Source organism: Thermus thermophilus HB8 (genome assembly GCF_000091545.1).
In the GTDB taxonomy this organism is placed as follows: domain Bacteria; phylum Deinococcota; class Deinococci; order Deinococcales; family Thermaceae; genus Thermus; species Thermus thermophilus.
In genome coordinates this window covers 807,051-822,777 of sequence record NC_006461.1, presented here as the reverse complement: position 1 = coordinate 822,777, position 15,727 = coordinate 807,051, and the positions used below count along the sequence as shown (strand labels likewise).

The following is a 15,727-nucleotide window of genomic DNA, read 5'->3' as shown; positions in this document are numbered from 1 at the left end:
TTCGCAAAGGGGACCCGGGGCCTATAATCGGGAAGGTGCGCCGGACCAGCCCTCGGGCAGGGGAAGGTCCCGCGGGAAAGAGGCCGGCGCGCCCGCACGCCGTCCTAGCGAAGGCGTAGACCTAAGCCCAACCTTCCCCGATGGGAGGAATATGCCCGTAGAGATCACGGTTAAGGAGCTCCTGGAAGCCGGTGTCCACTTCGGCCACGAGAGGAAGCGCTGGAACCCCAAGTTCGCCCGCTACATCTACGCGGAGCGGAACGGCATCCACATCATTGACCTCCAGAAGACCATGGAGGAGCTGGAGCGCACGTTCCGCTTCATTGAGGACCTGGCCATGCGCGGCGGGACGATCCTCTTCGTGGGGACCAAGAAGCAGGCCCAGGACATCGTGCGCATGGAGGCGGAGCGTGCGGGCATGCCCTATGTGAACCAGCGCTGGCTCGGCGGCATGCTCACCAACTTCAAGACCATCTCCCAGCGGGTCCACCGGCTGGAGGAGCTGGAGGCCCTCTTCGCCTCCCCGGAGATTGAGGAGCGCCCCAAGAAGGAGCAGGTCCGGCTGAAGCACGAGCTGGAACGGCTTCAGAAGTACCTCTCCGGCTTCCGCCTCCTGAAGCGCCTCCCCGACGCCATCTTCGTCGTGGATCCGACCAAGGAGGCCATCGCCGTCCGGGAGGCGAGGAAGCTCTTCATCCCCGTGATCGCCCTGGCGGACACGGACTCCGACCCCGACCTGGTGGACTACATCATCCCCGGCAACGACGACGCCATCCGCTCCATCCAGCTCATCCTCTCCCGGGCGGTGGACCTCATCATCCAGGCCCGGGGCGGGGTGGTGGAGCCCTCCCCCTCCTACGCCCTGGTGCAGGAGGCGGAAGCCACCGAGACGCCCGAGGGCGAAAGCGAGGTGGAAGCATGAGCCAAATGGAACTCATCAAGAAGCTACGCGAAGCCACGGGGGCCGGGATGATGGACGTGAAGCGGGCCCTCGAGGACGCCGGCTGGGACGAGGAGAAGGCGGTCCAGCTCCTCCGGGAGCGGGGGGCGATGAAGGCCGCCAAGAAGGCGGACCGGGAAGCCCGCGAGGGCATCATCGGCCACTACATCCACCACAACCAGCGGGTGGGGGTCCTGGTGGAGCTCAACTGCGAAACGGACTTCGTGGCCCGGAACGAGCTCTTCCAGAACCTGGCCAAGGACCTCGCCATGCACATCGCCATGATGAACCCCCGCTACGTCTCCGCCGAGGAGATCCCCGCCGAGGAGCTGGAAAAAGAGCGGCAGATCTACATTCAGGCCGCCCTGAACGAGGGGAAGCCCCAGCAGATCGCCGAGAAGATCGCCGAAGGCCGCCTCAAGAAGTACCTGGAGGAGGTGGTCCTGCTGGAGCAGCCCTTCGTCAAGGACGACAAGGTCAAGGTGAAGGAGCTCATCCAGCAGGCCATCGCCAAGATCGGCGAGAACATCGTGGTCCGACGCTTCTGCCGCTTTGAGCTGGGGGCGTAAGCCATGAAGGCGCACCGGGGCCCGGCGTTTCCGGGGCCCCGGTTTTCCATGAAGCCATGAAGTACAAGCGGGTTCTCCTGAAGCTTTCCGGCGAGTTCCTGACCCGAAACGGCTTCGGCATTGAGCCCGAGGCCACCCAGGCCCTGGCCCGGGAGATCAAGGCCGCCTACGACACCGGGGTCCAGCTCGCCATCGTCATCGGGGCGGGCAACCTCTGGCGGGGCGCCCGCCAGGGGGTGGGGATGGACCGGGCCACCGCCGACTACATCGGCATGCTGGCCACCATCATGAACGCCCTCGCCCTCCAAGACGCCCTGGAATCCCTGGGCGTCCCCACCCGGGTCCAGACCGCCCTCACCATCACCCAGGTGGCCGAGCCCTACATCCGCCGCAGGGCCCTCCGCCACCTGGAGAAGGAGCGGATCGTGATCTTCGGCGGGGGGACGGGCAACCCCTTCTTCTCCACGGACACCGCCGCCGCCCTCCGGGCCCTCGAGGTGGGGGCCGAGGTGGTCCTCATGGCCAAAAACAAGGTGGACGGGGTCTACTCCGACGACCCGCGCAAGAACCCCGAGGCGGTGCGTTTTGACGAGCTCACCTACCTGGAGGTCCTGAACCGGGGCCTCCAGGTGATGGACACCACCGCCATCACCCTGTGCATGGAGGCGGGGCTCCCCATCGTGGTCTTTGACATCTTCAAACCCGGCGCCCTGGTGGGTATTATCCAGGGGGAAAAAGTGGGCACCCTCATCCACTAGAAAGGAGGCGGTATGACCCTGAAGGAGCTTTACGCGGAAACCCGAAGCCACATGCAAAAGAGCCTCGAGGTCCTGGAGCACAACCTGGCGGGCCTCCGCACCGGCCGCGCCAACCCCGCCCTCCTCCTGCACCTGAAGGTGGAGTACTACGGCGCCCACGTCCCCCTGAACCAGATCGCCACCGTAACCGCCCCCGACCCCAGGACCCTGGTGGTCCAGTCCTGGGACCAGAACGCCCTCAAGGCCATAGAGAAGGCCATCCGGGACTCGGACCTGGGCCTGAACCCCAGCAACAAGGGGGACGCCCTCTACATCAACATCCCGCCCCTCACGGAGGAAAGGCGAAAGGACCTGGTGCGGGCGGTGCGGCAGTACGCCGAGGAGGGGCGGGTGGCCATCCGCAACATCCGCCGCGAGGCCTTGGACAAGCTGAAGAAGCTGGCCAAGGAGCTCCACCTCTCCGAGGACGAGACCAAGCGGGCGGAGGCGGAGATCCAGAAGATCACCGACGAGTTCATCGCCAAGGCCGACCAGCTGGCGGAGAAGAAGGAGCAGGAGATCCTGGGCTGACCCCGGCATGCCGCGCCCCCTCTTGCCCAAGGGGGAGGAATGACGGACCACCTCCCCACCCGCGTCTTCTCCGCCCTGGCCGGGGCCCTTCTCCTCCTCCTCGTCCTTTGGGGGGGCATCCCCCTCATCCTCCCCACCCTCCTCTTCGTCCACTGGCTCGGCACCCGGGAGCTCGCGGAGATGCTGGCGAGGAGGGGGATCGCCCTCAACACCCCCCTCCTGCTCGCGGGAGGGGTTTTGGTCTTCCTCTTCTCCTTGCCCCAGCTCTACTGGCACTTCCCCCAGGTGCCCTGGCGGGAGGTGGCCCTGGGCCTCTTCCTCCTCGCCAGCTTCAGCTACGAGCTCCTCTTCGGGGCCAACCTCCCCCGCTTCGCCTTCGGCCTCATGGCCTTCCTCTACCTGCCCTGGAGCCTGGGGTACGTCCTCCTCCTCAGGGAGACCCCGGACGCGGCCATGGGCCTTTGGACCCTCACCCTGCCCCTGGTGGCGAGCTTCGCCACGGACATCGGCGCCTACTTCATAGGGCGGGCCTTCGGTAGGCGGAAGCTCGCCCCGGAGATCAGCCCGGGCAAGACCGTGGAGGGCTCCTTGGGGGGCATCGCGGTGAGCTTCCTCGCCCTGGTGGTCTACACTGGGCTCGTGCGCGAGGTCTTCCCCTTCGGGCTTTTGGAGCTTTGGCTTTTCAGCCTCCTCCTCTCCCTGGGGGCCCAGCTCGGGGACCTCGCCGAGTCCATGCTGAAGCGCTTCGCCGGGGTGAAGGACTCAGGGAACTTCCTCCCCGGGCACGGAGGCCTTCTGGACCGGATAGACAGCCTCCTCTTCGCCTTCCCCCTCACGTACTTCCTGGTGGTGCTCTTCACATGAAGCGGGTCGTCGTCCTCGGATCCACGGGTTCCATCGGCCAGCAGGCCCTCGAGGTCTGCCGCCTGAGGGGTTACGAGGTGGTGGGCCTCGCCGCCGGGAAAAACCTCGAGGCCCTCTCCCGGCAGATCGCCCTCTGGAAGCCCCGCCTGGTGGCGGCGGAGGAAAGCCTCCACAAGGAGCTCAAGGCCCGCTTCCCCGGGCTTAGGCTCGCCACGGCCGAGGAGGTGGCCGCCCTGGAGGCGGAGGTGGCCGTGGCCGCCATCCCTGGCCTCGCCGGGCTCGCCCCTACCCGGGCGGCGGTGCGGACCGGGAAGCGGGTGGCCCTCGCCAACAAGGAGGCCATGGTGGCGGCGGGGCCTCTTTTGTGGCGGGAGGCGGAAGCCCACGGGGCCGAGATCCTCCCCGTGGACTCGGAGCACTCCGCCCTCTTCCAAGCCCTCCTCGGGGAGAGGCGGGAGGACGTGGCCGAGCTCATCCTCACGGCGAGCGGGGGGCCTTTCCTCAGGGAGCCTGAGGACCTCGCCCAGGTGACCCCGGAGATGGCCCTCCGCCACCCCCGCTGGCGGATGGGCCCCAAGGTCACCGTGGACTCCGCCACCCTCTTCAACAAGGGCCTCGAGGTCCTGGAGGCCAAGGAGCTCTTCCGCTTCCCCCTGGAGAGGATCAAGGTCCTCATCCATCCCCAGGCCTACGTCCACGGCCTGGTGCGCTTCGTGGACGGAAGCCTCAAGGCCCAGCTCGGCCCCACGGACATGCGCCTTTTCATCCAGTACGCCCTCACCTACCCCGAGCGGGCGGAAACCCCCCTGAAGGACCTCCCCATCCCCGGGGTGCTGGAATTCTTAGAGCCCGACCTCAAGCGCTTTCCCGCCCTCGCCGTGGCCTACGAGGCGGGAAGGCGGGGGGGCTTGGCCCAGGTGGCCGTCTCCGCCGCCGACGAGGTGGCGGTGGAGGCCTTCCTCCAGGGGAAAATCCCCTTCCCCCGCATCCCCGAGATCCTGGCCCGGGTGCTGGAAGCCACCCCTATAGAGCCTCTAACATGGGAGAGCCTCTTCGCCGTGGACGCCTGGGCCCGGGAGGAGGCCAAGAGGTGGGCATGAGCCTGTTCTGGTTTCTGGTCATCATCGGCGTCAGCGTCTTCGTCCACGAGCTCGGTCACTACCTGGCGGCGAGGCTTCAAGGGGTACGGGTCAAGGCCTTCAGCGTCGGCTTCGGCCCGGTCCTTTGGCGAAGGGAGGCCTGGGGAACGGAGTGGCGGCTTTCCGCCATCCCCCTAGGGGGGTACGCCGACATCGAGGGCCTCCTCCCCGAGGAAAAGGGGAGGGGGTACGACGCCCTCCCCTTCCTGGGGAAGCTCCTCGTCCTGGTGGCGGGGGTGGCCATGAACGTCCTCCTCGCCTGGGGCCTCCTCGCCTACCTCTTCAGCGCCCAGGGGGTGCCCGAGGCCACGGGCCGGGCGGTGATCCTCGAGGTCCTGCCGGGGAGCGTGGCCGAGGAGGCGGGGCTCAAACCGGGGGACATCCTCCTCGCCGTGGACGGGAAGCCTTTGGAAAGGCCCCAGGAGATTGAGCGGCTCAAAACCCCGGGCGCCCACACCCTGGCCGTGCTCCGCCAGGGGGAGGAGGTGACCCTCTCCCTCACCTGGGAGGAGGGGATGGAGCGCCTGGGGGTGGTCTACCAGCCGGAGGTGGCCTACCGCAGGGTGGGCTTCCTGGAGGGGCTCGGCCTCGCCGCGGGGCGGACCCTCGCCTTCGGGCCCGCCCTCGTCCAGGCCCTGGTGGGGGGGCTTCTCGGCGTCCTCGCGGGGAACCCCGATAGCGGCGTCCTCGGTCCCGTGGGCATCCTGGCGGAGACGGGGCGGGCGGCCCAGGAGGGGCTTTTCCGCCTGGTGGAGCTCGCCGCCGCCATCAACCTCTCCCTCGCCCTCTTCAACCTCCTCCCCATCCCCGCCTTGGACGGCGGCCGCATCCTCCTCCTCTTCCTCGGCCGCTTCCTCCGCCTCCGGCCCGAGCAGGAGGCCACCGTCCACTACCTGGGCTTCCTCTTCCTCCTTCTCCTTCTCCTCCTGGTCACCTTCCAGGACCTGAGGCGGCTTCTCGGAGGGTGAAGTGGCGGAGGCCACGGTCCTGATCCCCGCCTTCAACGAGGAGGCCACCGTGGGCCGGGTGGTGCGGGTGGCCCGGGAAGCGGGGTTTCCCGTGGTGGTGGCGGACGACGGCTCCAAGGACGAAACCGCCCGAAGGGCCCTGGAGGCCGGGGCCGAGGTGGTGCGGCTAAAGGAAAACCGGGGGAAGGGCGGGGCCATCGCCGAGGGGCTCAAGGCGGTGCGGACCCCCTTCGTCCTCCTCCTGGACGCCGACCTCCTCGGGCTCCGCCCGGAGCACCTCTTCGCCCTGCTTAAGCCTCTTAAGGAGGGGGAGGCCCGGATGGCCGTGGGGGTCTTCCGGGGAGGGCGGGCCTCCACGGACCTGGCCATGCGCCTCACCCCCTTTCTCTCGGGCCAAAGGGCCCTCCGCCTGGAGGACCTGAGGAGCGTGCCCGGCCTGGAAAGGGCCCGCTACGATCTGGAGCTCCTCCTCACCCGGCACGCCAAGCGGGCGGGCTGGCCCGTGGTGTACGTGCCCATGGAGGGGGTGAGCCAGGTGATGAAGGAGGAGAAGCGGGGGGTTCTCGCCGGGCTCGGCCACCGGCTCCGCATGTACTGGGAGATCCTGCGCTACCGGCTCAGGGCGCGCTGAAGCGGACGAGGCCCACGAGGCCCTCCCCCGCCTGGAAGGCCACCACGCCGAGGCCGGGGACGAGGTAGAGGAGCTTCACGTCGGCCCCGCCCCGCTCCGTGGTGAAGGCCACCCGCAGGCGGTAGGCGTTGAAGCGCCCCGCGGGCACCCTAACCCCCTCCACCCCCTCCACCCGGACCGCCAGGGCCACCCGCTGCTCCTGGAAGCGGGCGTTCCCCGACCAAAAAGCGCCCGGGACAAGCCTCTTCGGGTAGAGGAGCAAGGGCGGGGCGAAGGGGAAGAACCCCTCGGGGAGCGCGACCCCTTCCAAGTAGATCCCCTCTGCGCCGAAGCGGAGCCGGTCCTCGCGGAAGACCTTCCCGTCCCGCCGGTAGGCGAGGCGGTACCCTCCTTCCACCGCCTCGAGCGCCTGGACCGTGCCGTCGCTGTAGACGTAAAGCCCCCCCTCAGAGGGGAGGATCTGGGCCCAGGCCAGGCCGAGGAGGAGGCCAAGGCCGAGAAGCCGCGCCACCACCCCCATACCCTTCTTTCCCGCTTTGTTCGCCCTCCTGCCGCCCAAAATCCCCACCCAAGCCTTCTGCCGGGGCCCCCATGCGGGCGCAAGCCCGCATGGGGTGGCCTCACTCCGACTCGCCGAGCTCGTGCCCCCTCTGGGTGGCCGCCTCCACCGCCTCGTAAAAGGCCGCCCGCACCGCCCGGGCCTCGAGGGCGTGGAGGCCGTGGATGGTGGTTCCCCCCGGGCTCGCCACCTCGTCCTTGACCTGGGCGGGGTGCCTGCCCTTGAGAAGCTCCCCCGTGGCCGCCAGGGCGTCCGCGGCGAGGCGGAGGGCCAGGGCCCGGGGCATGCCCATCTTCACCCCCGCGTCCGCCAAGGCCTCGGCCACCACCGCCAAATAGGCGGGGGCGGAGGCGGACATGCCGGTGAAGGCGTCAAAGAGGTGCTCGGGGATCTCGTACACGTCCCCCACCGTGGCGAAAAGGGCCCGGGCGAAGGCGAGGTCTTCCGCCTCCCTGGCCTCCTTTAGGGCGGTGAGGGCGGTGGAGCTCTCCCCGATGGCCACCGCCAGGTTGGGCATGGCCCGGACCACGCGGCGGTTGTCCAGCCTGCGGGCGAGGACCGAGGTGGAGATCCCCGCCATGATGGAGATGTAGCCCAGGCGGTGGTGGGCGATCTCCGGGGCCAGGGCGGGGAAGTCCCGGGGCTGGACCGCGATCAGGACGCGCTCGGCCATGCCCAGGTCCGCCCGCGTCAAGGGGCGGACGCCGAAAGGCTCGGCGAGCTCCCGGCTCCGCTCGGGCGTCCGCCCCAAGACCCCCACCTCCTCCGGGCGCAAGAAGCCCCGCTCCAGAGCCCCCTTGAGGATGCTCCGGCCCATCTTGCCGAGACCCACGAAGGCCAGCCTCATGCCTGAGAGTTTACCCTCCGCAGCTTGGCGTAGTAGAAGCCGTCCAGCCCTCCCCTCGGGTCCACGTAGACCCCAAGCCCCCGGGCGAGGACGGGGAAGGGGGGTTGGACGGGCTCGGGGCGGAACTCAGGGTGGCGCGCCAGGAAGGCCCGCACCACCCCTTCCCCCTCCTCCTCCGTCAGGGTGCAGACGCTGTAGACGAGAACCCCCCCTTCCTCCGTGGCCTGGGCCGCCGTCTCCAGGAGCTGGAGCTGGAGGGCGGCCATGCGGGCAGGGTCCTCGGGGCTTAGGCGGTAGCGGAGCTCGGGGTGGGCGCGGAAGGTGCCGGTCCCGGTGCAGGGGGCGTCCAGGAGGACCTTCTTCGCCCGCTCGGGCACGGGCCGGGTCAGGTCCTGGGTGCGGTAGTGGACCCAAAGGCCAAGCCGCCGCGCCGTCCTCGCCCCCGCCTCCTGCCGCCTGCGGTTTAGGTCGTAGGAGACCACCTCCGCCCCCTGGGCGGCGAGGTAGAAGGCCTTGAGCCCGGCCCCGCCGCAGAGGTCCAGCACCCGCTCCCCAGGGCGGGCCTCGAGGAGCTTGGCCGCGAAGAGGGAGGCGGGGTTTTGCGGCTGGAGGCCGAGGGCGGAAAAGTCGGTCTTGGGGCCTTCCCAAAGGTAGCTCCCGGGGACGGGGCCGGGCCTTAGGTCCACCTCCCGGTAGGCGGTGACGAAGAGGGGGGCGGGCTCGTTGAAGCCCTCGGCGAAGGCCACGTCCCCGAAGAAGCCCCGCCAGGCCTCGCAGAGCCAGTCGGGGAGGGAAAGGCGCACGCACTCCGGGGCCTCCCTAGGGGCAAGACGCCGCAAAACGGCGTTCACCAGCCCGGCGAGGCCCGGGTAGCGGCGCTTCGCCTCCTCCACCCAGGGGCTCACCCGGGCGTGGTCCGGCTTGCCCTCAAGCCACTCCAGGGCCCCCAGGCGGAGGATCCAGCGCACCTCGGGGGGCAGGCCCTCGGGCCGGGGCAAGAGGGGGGCGAGGAGGTGGTCCAGAAGGCGGAGGCGGCGGAGGGCCCCGTAGACCAGGAAGGTGGCGTAGGCCCGGTCCCGCTCGGGCCAGGGGGACCGCCTCAGGGCGCGGTCCAGGAGAAGCTGGGCCCGCCCTCCCCGATCCACCTCGAGGAGGACGGCCACCGCCAGGGCTCGAGGCGTCCCGGCCCTCAAGTTTCCAGGGGGTGGGCCTTGATGCTGAACTTCAGGGCGGTCCGCTCCTCGTTCTCCAGCTCCAGCTTGACGAAGGCGGGCTTCACCACCAGGTCCAGGTTGTCGGGGGCGATGTAGCCCCGGGCGATGGCGATGGCCTTCACCGCCTGGTTCACCGCCTGGGGCCCGATGGCCTGGACCTCCACCTCGCCCTTGGTGCGGAGAAGCGCCGCGATGGCGCCGGCCACGGAGTTGGGGCGGGACTTGGAAGAGACGCGCAGCGTTTCCACTTTGACCTCCTATGAGCTCCCGGCCACCCTCAAAGCGTCTTGGGGCGGCTCAGGTCCATCCTAGAGCAGAGGCCCTCCCGGTTCAAGAGGAAGCGGCCAGGACCCGCTCCTCCAGTCCCTTGAGGAGGCTTTCCACGTTCTCCTGCATGAGCTTCTGCACGAGCTTCCGCAAAAGCCCGCCGAAGATGGGGATGGTGAGCTCGTAGGTGAGGGTGAGGACCACCCGGGTCCCCTCCCCTTCCGGGAGGAAGACCCAGGTGCCCTCGTAGCGGTCAAAGTCCCCCTCGGGGGAGAAGAAGCGGTTCCTGAGGTTCTCGTCGTCCCACTCCTCCTCCTCCAGCCAGCGGACCTTCTTCCCCATGGCCACCGCCACCCACCGGCTCCTCGTGCGGGCGCCTTCCCGGGCCACCACCTCGAGGCTCTCCACCTCCTTCAGGTAGGGCTTGAGCCCCTCCAGGTCCTTGGCGAGCCGGTAAACCCGCTCGGGCGGGGCCGGGATGTAGCGCTCGGCGCGTACCTCGGGCATGGCCTACTTATACCCTTCCCCCTCCTCCTGGGCAAGCCGCCAGGCCTCCAGGGCCACCCCCAGGGGAAAGCCCCGCCCCTCGAGGAAGCGGACCGCCCGGGCCTTGTCTTCCCGGTGGCGGTAGCGGCGGAGGACCGCCAAGGCCTCCTCCACCCGGGCCTCGGGCAGGACCTCCTCCACCACCTCCTCCGGCACCCCCCGGGCGAGGAGAAGGGCCCTAAGCTTCCTCGGGCCGTACCGCCGGGCCCGGGTCTCCACGAAGGCGCGGGCGTAGGCCCGGTCGTCCAGGTAGCCCATGGCCTCCAGGCGCCCGAGGGCCGCCTCGGCCTCCGCCTCGCCGAAGCGGGCGGCAAGCTTCGCCCTCAGGACCGCCCGGCTGTACCCCTTGCGGGCGAGAAGGCGGAGGGCGTACGCCAAAGCCTCGCTCCCCATGGGATAATCTTAGGGCCATGCGCGTCTACGCCATCGCCGACCCCCACCTCTCCCGGGTCCACCCCAAGCCCATGACCGTCTTCGGAGCGGGCTGGGAAGGGCACCCGGAGGCCTTCTTCCGGGGGTGGCGGGAGGTGGTGGGCGAGGAGGACCTGGTGGTGGTCCCCGGGGACATCTCCTGGGCCATGCGCCTCTCCGAGGCGATCCCGGACCTCTTGGACCTCGCCCGCCTGCCCGGGAGGAAGGTCCTCCTCAAGGGCAACCACGACTACTGGTGGCCCTCCATCAGCCGCCTCCGGGCCGCCCTGCCCCCGGGGATGTACGCCCTCCAAAACGACGCCCTGGTGGTGGACGGGGTGGCGGTGGCCGGGACGCGGGGCTGGCAGTACCCGCCCCAGACGCCGGAGGACGAGAAGGTCTTCGCCCGGGAGGTGGAGCGCCTGAAGCTCTCCCTGAAGGCCCTCGAGGGCCAGCCCTACCGCCACCTGGTGGTGGCCTTCCACTTCCCCCCCTTCGGCCCCGGGGGGGAGGCCTCGCCCCTCCTGGAGCTCGCCGCAGGGGCCCACCCCCAGGCCATCGTCTACGGCCACCTCCACGGGGCCGACCCCGCCAAGCTGCCGCAAAGCTACCGGGGCATCCCCCTCCACCTGGTGGCGGCGGACGCCCTCCGCTTCCGGCCCAAGCTGGTTCTGGAAGCGGACTGAGGTTATACTCAGTACATGCCTTGGCGGCCCGTGGGGCACGGGGTGGAGGCCCTCTACCTGGCCACGCCCCTGGGACGGCGGGTGGGGTACGGGGTCTACGTGTACCGCTACCGGGGGCTCCTGGTGGACACGGGCCCCCCTAAGGCCCGCCCCTTCGCCCCCGAGGCCGCCCTCCTCACCCACGCCCACGAGGACCACGCCGGGGGGGCCTCCCGGCTCGGCCTCCCCGTCTACGGAAGCGCCCTGACGGCCGCCCTGGTCGCCGCCCCCAAGCCCCTCCGCCTCTACCGCCGCCTGGTCTGGGGAAGCCCCCGCCCCGCACAGGTGGAGGCGGCCGAGCGGGTGGGCCCCCTCCACCTCCTCCCCACCCCGGGCCACGCCCCCGACCACGTGGCCCTCTACGACCCCGAGGCCGGTCTTTTCTTCGGGGGGGACCTCTTCCTGGGGGTGCGGGCGAGCCTCGCCACCCCGGGGTTTGACCTCCAGGCCCTCCTCCAAAGCCTCCGGAGGGCCCTCGCCCTAAAGCCCCGCGCCTTCTACTGCGCCCACGCGGGGCCCCTCCAAGCCCCCCTGGAGGCCCTTCAGGCCAAGCTGGACTTCCTGGAGGGGAAGCGGGAGGAGGCCCTCCGCCTCAAGGCCCGAGGCCTCACCCCCAAAGAGGCCCTCCGGCGCCTCTTCGGGGGGGAAAGCCCCTTGGCCCTCCTCTCCGGCGGGGAGATGAGCCGCCTCGCCTTCGTGGAGGCCCTTATGATGGAGCCATGATCACCGCCTTCGTCCTCATCCGGCCCCGGGGGAACCGCGTCCAGGCCCTGGGGGAGGCCATCGCCGAGCTGCCCCAGGTGGCCGAGGTCTACTCGGTGACGGGGCCCTACGACCTCGTGGCCCTGGTGCGCCTGAAGGACGTGGAGGAGCTGGACGACGTGGTGACCCAGGGGATCCTCTCCCTGGAAGGGGTGGAGCGGACGGAAACCCTCCTGGCCTTCCGCGCCTACCCCAGGCGGCTTTTGGACCAGGGCTTCGCCCTGGGGCAGGGGTGAAGTCCCCCTTCCTCTTCCTCCTCGCCCTCCAAGGGGGGCTCCTCCTCGTGGGCGGGGGCGGGATGCTCTGGCTTGGCCTCCCCCTCGCCCGGGAAGCGGGCGGGGCGGGGTTTTGGGCTTTGGTCCTCCTCCTCGCCCTCCAGGGCCTCGAGGCCCTCTTCCGCCGCCTCTTCCCCGCCTCCTTCCGCGAGGCCGAGGCCCTGCACCGCGACCTCGCCCTGGCCCTTAGGCGCTCGGGGGCAAGGCCCCCTTTTCTCCTCGCCCTCGCCCTCGCCGCCGCCTTGGGGGAGGAGGTCTTCTTCCGGGGGTTTCTCCAAAGCCTCCTCGTGGCGTGGCTCGGGGGCCTTGGCCTCCTGGCCCAGGCCCTCCTCTTCGCCCTCCTCCACCCCGCCCCCTTGCGGGCCTACGCCTACCCCCTTTACACCGCCTTGGCGGGCCTCCTCTTTGGCCTCGCCTACCTCTACACGGGAAGCCTCGTCCCGGGCGTCCTCGCCCACTTCCTCCACAACGCCAAGAGCTTCTACGGGCTCTGGCGGGAGCGCTAGCAAAAACCTTCCCCAAAGTCAAGGGTAAAGGCCCACAATCCCCGCCCTCCCCGTGCTACAATGGGCGCAAACCCCTACCCTATCCCAGGCCCGGTATGAAGGAGGGCTTCCATGAGCGAGCTGGATTTCGTCCGGCGTGGACAGGACCTAAAGGCCTACCGGGCCCTCAACTGGGAAGGGTCCTTCGCCGACTACCTCCGCCTCCTCAAGGAGGACCCTAGGCCCCTAAGGACCAGCTTCCAGAGGGTCCACGACATGATCCTCGCCCACGGGGTGGAGGAGTACACCCGCTTCAAGGAGAAGCTCCTCCACTACCGCTTCTTTGACGACCCCTTTGAGGGGGGAAAGGACGCCGTCTTCGGCCTGGACAAGCCCCTGATGCGCCTGGTGGCCACCCTCAAGGCGGCCGCCCACCGCCTAGGCCCCGAACGGCGCATCCTCCTTCTCCACGGCCCCGTGGGCTCGGCCAAGAGCACCATCGCCAGGCTTCTCAAGAAGGGCCTCGAGGCCTACAGCCGCACCGAGGAGGGCAAGCTCTTCACCTTCTACTGGAAGACGGAGGAAGGCCCCCTCCCCTGCCCCATGCACGAGGAACCCCTCCACCTCCTGCCCCAGGACCTCCGGGAGGCCTTTCTGGAGGAGCTCAGGGCCCTCCACCCCGACTACCCCTACCCCCTCGAGGTGGAAGGGGACCTCTGCCCCGTGTGCCGCTTCCAGATGCGGGAGGGTCTGAGGAAGTACGAGGGCGACCTCGCCGCCCTCCTGGAACACGAGGTGGTGGTGAAGCGCCTGGTCCTCTCGGAAAAGGACCGCGTGGGCATCGGCACCTTCCAGCCCAAGGACGAGAAGAACCAGGACTCCACCGAGCTCACCGGGGACATCAACTACCGCAAGGTGGCCCTCTACGGCTCGGACTCCGACCCCCGGGCCTTCAACTTTGACGGGGAGCTCAACATCGCCAACCGGGGGATCGTGGAGTTCATTGAGATCCTCAAGCTGGACGTGGCCTTCCTCTACGATCTCCTCACCGCAAGCCAAGAGCACAAGATCAAGTCCAAGAAGTTCGCCCAGACGGACATAGACGAAATTGTGCTGGGCCACACAAATGAGCCTGAATACAGAAAACTCCAGGCCAACGAGTACATGGAGGCCCTGCGGGACCGCACCATCAAGATTGACGTCCCCTACATCCTCCGGGTCTCCGACGAGGTGAGGATCTACCAGAGGGACTTCGCCAAGGTGCGGGGCAAGCACATCGCCCCCCACACCCTGGAGATGGCCGCCACCTGGGCCGTGCTCACCCGCCTCGAGCCCCCGAAGCGGGCGGGCCTCACCCTCATGCAGAAGCTCAAGCTCTACGACGGCAAGCTCCTCCCCGGCTGGACGGAGGAGGCGGTGAGGGAGCTCATGGGGGAGGCCAAGCGGGAGGGCCTCGAGGGGATCAGCCCCCGGTACATCCAGGACAAGATCTCCAACGTCCTCGTCACCAGCGAAGAGCCCTGCATCAACCCCTTCATGGTGATGAACGAGCTGGAGGAAGGCCTCAAGCACCACTCCCTCATCTCCGACGAGAGGACACGGGAGCGCTACCGGGCCCTCCTCCAGGAGGTGAAGGCGGAGTACGCCGAGATCGTCAAGAACGAGGTGCAGCGGGCCATCGCCGCGGACGAGGAGGCCTTAAACCGCCTCTTCCACAACTACATTGACCACGTGAAGGCCTACGTCCTCGGGGAGAAGGTGAAAAACCCCTACACCGGCGCCCCCGAGCCCCCCAACGAGCGCCTCATGCGCTCCATTGAGGAGCGGATTGACATCCCCGAGTCCCGCAAGGACGACTTCCGCCGGGAGATCATGAACTACATCGGCGCCTTGGCCCTCGAGGGGAAGCCCTTCACCTACAAGGACAACGACCGCCTGCGCCGCGCCCTGGAGCTCAAGCTCTTTGACGACCAGAAGGACACCATAAGGCTTTCCGCCCTGGTCTCGGGGGTGGTGGACCCGGAGACCCAGGCCAAGATTGACGTGGTCAAGGCCCGGCTCATCCGGGACTACGGCTACTGCGAGCACTGCGCGAGCGGCGTCTTGGAGTTCGCCGCCTCCCTCTTCGCCCGGAGCTAGGATGCCCGAGGGGATCCTGCCCATTGAGCGCGACCTCCTCCGCTTCAAGGAGATCGTGCGGGGGGAGGTGAAGAAGCGCGTGCGGGAGTTCCTCACCCGGGAGGAGCTCTTCGGCCAGGTGGAAGGCCGCCTCGTCTCCATCCCCCTGCCCCAGCTGGAGATCCCCAAGATCGTCCACGGGGAGCCCCTAGGGGAAGGCCTGGGCCTCGGGGGGCCCGGGGAGGAGGCCTTGGGCCCGGGGGGGCACATTCCGGTGGCCGAGCTGGAGCTGGAGGAGTTTTTGGACCTCGTGGGGGAGGCCCTGAGGCTTCCCCGCCTAAGGCCCAAGGGGGAGGGGGAGGTCACGGAGGAGGCCCTGCGCCACACCACCATCGCCCGCAAGGGGCCGAGGGGGCTCCGCCACGTGCGCCGCACCCTCAAGGAGAGCCTGAAGAGGGCCCTGCAAAGCGGGGAGTACCGCCCCGAAGACCCCCTCCTCGTCCCCGAGCGGGAGGACCTGCGCTACAAGGCCCCGAGGCGAAAGCCCATCCCCCACGCCCAGGCGGTGGTCCTCTTCGCCCTGGACGTCTCCGGGAGCATGCGGGAAGAGGAGCTTAAGCTCGTCAAGACCCTCTCCTTCTGGATCACCCTCTGGATCAAGCGGCACTTTCCCAGGCTGGAAAGGCGCTACCTCCTCCACGACGCCGAGGCCTGGGAGGTCCCCGAGGAGGAGTTCTTCAAGGCCCGGGAGGGCGGGGGAACGCGGATCTCCAGCGCCCTCCTCCTGGCGGAAGAGATCCTCAAGGCCTACCCCGAGGCCTTCTACAACCGCTACCTCTTCCACTTCTCCGACGGGGAGAACTGGCAGGGGGACACGCCCTTGGCCCTCGAGGCCCTAAGGCGCCTCCTCCCCTCCCTCGCCCTCTACGGGTACGCCCAGGTGGAGAGCCCCTACGGCCAGGGGCACTTCCTGGAGGAGGTGCAGGAGGCCCTGGGAGGCAGGGAGGGGGTCGCCCTCGCCGCGGTGCGGGGCCGGGAGGACCTGCCCGTGGCCTTGAAGCGGCTTCTCGGAGGTTGAA

The 15,727-nt window shown here is 69.2% G+C and carries 20 protein-coding genes; 14 read left to right on the top strand and 6 right to left on the bottom strand.

What is annotated here, in order from left to right; all coding sequences use genetic code 11:
• Positions 1-151: 151 nt before the first annotated feature.
• The 8 genes from rpsB to TTH_RS04410 are packed head-to-tail and all read left to right on the top strand — an operon-like array spanning position 152 to position 6,439.
• Positions 152-922 (top strand): 30S ribosomal protein S2, encoded by a 771-nt coding sequence (rpsB, locus tag TTH_RS04445; RefSeq protein ID WP_011172954.1) that lies wholly within the window; start codon positions 152-154, stop codon positions 920-922.
• On the top strand, positions 919-1,509 hold the full coding sequence (gene tsf, locus TTH_RS04440; protein ID WP_011228249.1) for a translation elongation factor Ts: 591 nt from the start codon (positions 919-921) through the stop codon (positions 1,507-1,509). Before rpsB ends, tsf begins: the two co-directional genes overlap by 4 nt.
• 56 nt (positions 1,510-1,565) lie before the next feature.
• Positions 1,566-2,267, top strand: coding sequence for a UMP kinase (pyrH, locus tag TTH_RS04435; RefSeq protein WP_011172952.1), 702 nt, complete (start codon positions 1,566-1,568; stop codon positions 2,265-2,267).
• A 12-nt stretch (positions 2,268-2,279) separates the two neighbouring features.
• The gene (gene frr, locus TTH_RS04430) at positions 2,280-2,837 is read left to right on the top strand and encodes a ribosome recycling factor (protein ID WP_011172951.1); all 558 of its coding nucleotides are present in this window, start codon (positions 2,280-2,282) and stop codon (positions 2,835-2,837) included.
• Positions 2,838-2,876: 39 nt separating this feature from the next.
• Entirely contained in the window at positions 2,877-3,701 is an 825-nt protein-coding gene (locus tag TTH_RS04425) for a phosphatidate cytidylyltransferase (RefSeq protein ID WP_011172950.1), read from the top strand.
• Positions 3,698-4,801 carry a 1-deoxy-D-xylulose-5-phosphate reductoisomerase gene (gene dxr / locus TTH_RS04420; protein WP_011228248.1) on the top strand — a complete coding sequence of 368 codons (1,104 nt, stop codon included), beginning with the start codon at positions 3,698-3,700 and terminating at the stop codon, positions 4,799-4,801. Before TTH_RS04425 ends, dxr begins: the two co-directional genes overlap by 4 nt.
• Entirely contained in the window at positions 4,798-5,808 is a 1,011-nt protein-coding gene (locus tag TTH_RS04415) for a M50 family metallopeptidase (RefSeq protein ID WP_011228247.1), read from the top strand. The genes dxr and TTH_RS04415 overlap by 4 nt, the downstream gene beginning before the upstream one ends.
• A 1-nt stretch (position 5,809) precedes the next feature.
• A complete protein-coding gene (locus TTH_RS04410; RefSeq protein ID WP_011172947.1) occupies positions 5,810-6,439 on the top strand; it encodes a glycosyltransferase family 2 protein in 630 nt (209 codons plus the stop codon).
• Here TTH_RS04410 and TTH_RS04405 read toward each other — a convergent pair.
• The 6 genes from TTH_RS04405 to recX all read right to left on the bottom strand — a co-directional run bounded on the left by TTH_RS04405 (position 6,426) and on the right by recX (position 10,265).
• Positions 6,426-6,959, bottom strand: coding sequence for a hypothetical protein (locus tag TTH_RS04405; protein ID WP_164926046.1), 534 nt, complete (start codon positions 6,957-6,959; stop codon positions 6,426-6,428). The two genes, TTH_RS04410 and TTH_RS04405, sit on opposite strands and share 14 nt — an antisense overlap.
• 100 nt (positions 6,960-7,059) lie before the next feature.
• Positions 7,060-7,845, bottom strand: a complete 786-nt coding sequence (gene proC / locus TTH_RS04400) for a pyrroline-5-carboxylate reductase (RefSeq protein ID WP_011228245.1) — start codon at positions 7,843-7,845, stop codon at positions 7,060-7,062.
• Positions 7,842-9,038, bottom strand: a complete 1,197-nt coding sequence (locus TTH_RS04395) for a ribosomal RNA small subunit methyltransferase B (RefSeq protein ID WP_011228244.1) — start codon at positions 9,036-9,038, stop codon at positions 7,842-7,844. The genes proC and TTH_RS04395 overlap by 4 nt, the downstream gene beginning before the upstream one ends.
• Positions 9,035-9,307 (bottom strand): stage V sporulation protein S, encoded by a 273-nt coding sequence (locus tag TTH_RS04390; protein WP_008630673.1) that lies wholly within the window; start codon positions 9,305-9,307, stop codon positions 9,035-9,037. The genes TTH_RS04395 and TTH_RS04390 overlap by 4 nt, the downstream gene beginning before the upstream one ends.
• 82 nt (positions 9,308-9,389) lie before the next feature.
• Positions 9,390-9,833: a type II toxin-antitoxin system RatA family toxin gene (locus TTH_RS04385; RefSeq protein ID WP_011172943.1), complete on the bottom strand. Its 444-nt coding sequence runs from the start codon at positions 9,831-9,833 to the stop codon at positions 9,390-9,392.
• A gap of 3 nt (positions 9,834-9,836) precedes the next feature.
• Positions 9,837-10,265, bottom strand: a complete 429-nt coding sequence (gene recX, locus TTH_RS04380) for a recombination regulator RecX (RefSeq protein WP_011228243.1) — start codon at positions 10,263-10,265, stop codon at positions 9,837-9,839.
• Between the two features lie 17 nt (positions 10,266-10,282).
• Between recX and TTH_RS04375 the strand changes: the two genes are divergently transcribed.
• The 6 genes from TTH_RS04375 to TTH_RS04350 all read left to right on the top strand — a co-directional run bounded on the left by TTH_RS04375 (position 10,283) and on the right by TTH_RS04350 (position 15,726).
• Positions 10,283-10,969: a metallophosphoesterase gene (locus TTH_RS04375; RefSeq protein ID WP_011228242.1), complete on the top strand. Its 687-nt coding sequence runs from the start codon at positions 10,283-10,285 to the stop codon at positions 10,967-10,969.
• Positions 10,970-10,984: 15 nt separating this feature from the next.
• The gene (locus TTH_RS04370) at positions 10,985-11,731 is read left to right on the top strand and encodes an MBL fold metallo-hydrolase (protein WP_011228241.1); all 747 of its coding nucleotides are present in this window, start codon (positions 10,985-10,987) and stop codon (positions 11,729-11,731) included.
• On the top strand, positions 11,728-12,006 hold the full coding sequence (locus TTH_RS04365; protein WP_011228240.1) for an Lrp/AsnC family transcriptional regulator: 279 nt from the start codon (positions 11,728-11,730) through the stop codon (positions 12,004-12,006). Before TTH_RS04370 ends, TTH_RS04365 begins: the two co-directional genes overlap by 4 nt.
• Complete coding sequence (locus TTH_RS04360) at positions 12,003-12,551, top strand: CPBP family intramembrane glutamic endopeptidase (RefSeq protein ID WP_011228239.1); 549 nt, start codon at positions 12,003-12,005, stop codon at positions 12,549-12,551. Before TTH_RS04365 ends, TTH_RS04360 begins: the two co-directional genes overlap by 4 nt.
• 111 nt (positions 12,552-12,662) lie before the next feature.
• Positions 12,663-14,669, top strand: a complete 2,007-nt coding sequence (locus TTH_RS04355; protein ID WP_011228238.1) for a PrkA family serine protein kinase — start codon at positions 12,663-12,665, stop codon at positions 14,667-14,669.
• A 1-nt stretch (position 14,670) separates the two neighbouring features.
• Positions 14,671-15,726: a DUF444 family protein gene (locus TTH_RS04350; protein WP_011228237.1), complete on the top strand. Its 1,056-nt coding sequence runs from the start codon at positions 14,671-14,673 to the stop codon at positions 15,724-15,726.
• The last annotated feature ends 1 nt before the right edge of the window (position 15,727 follow it).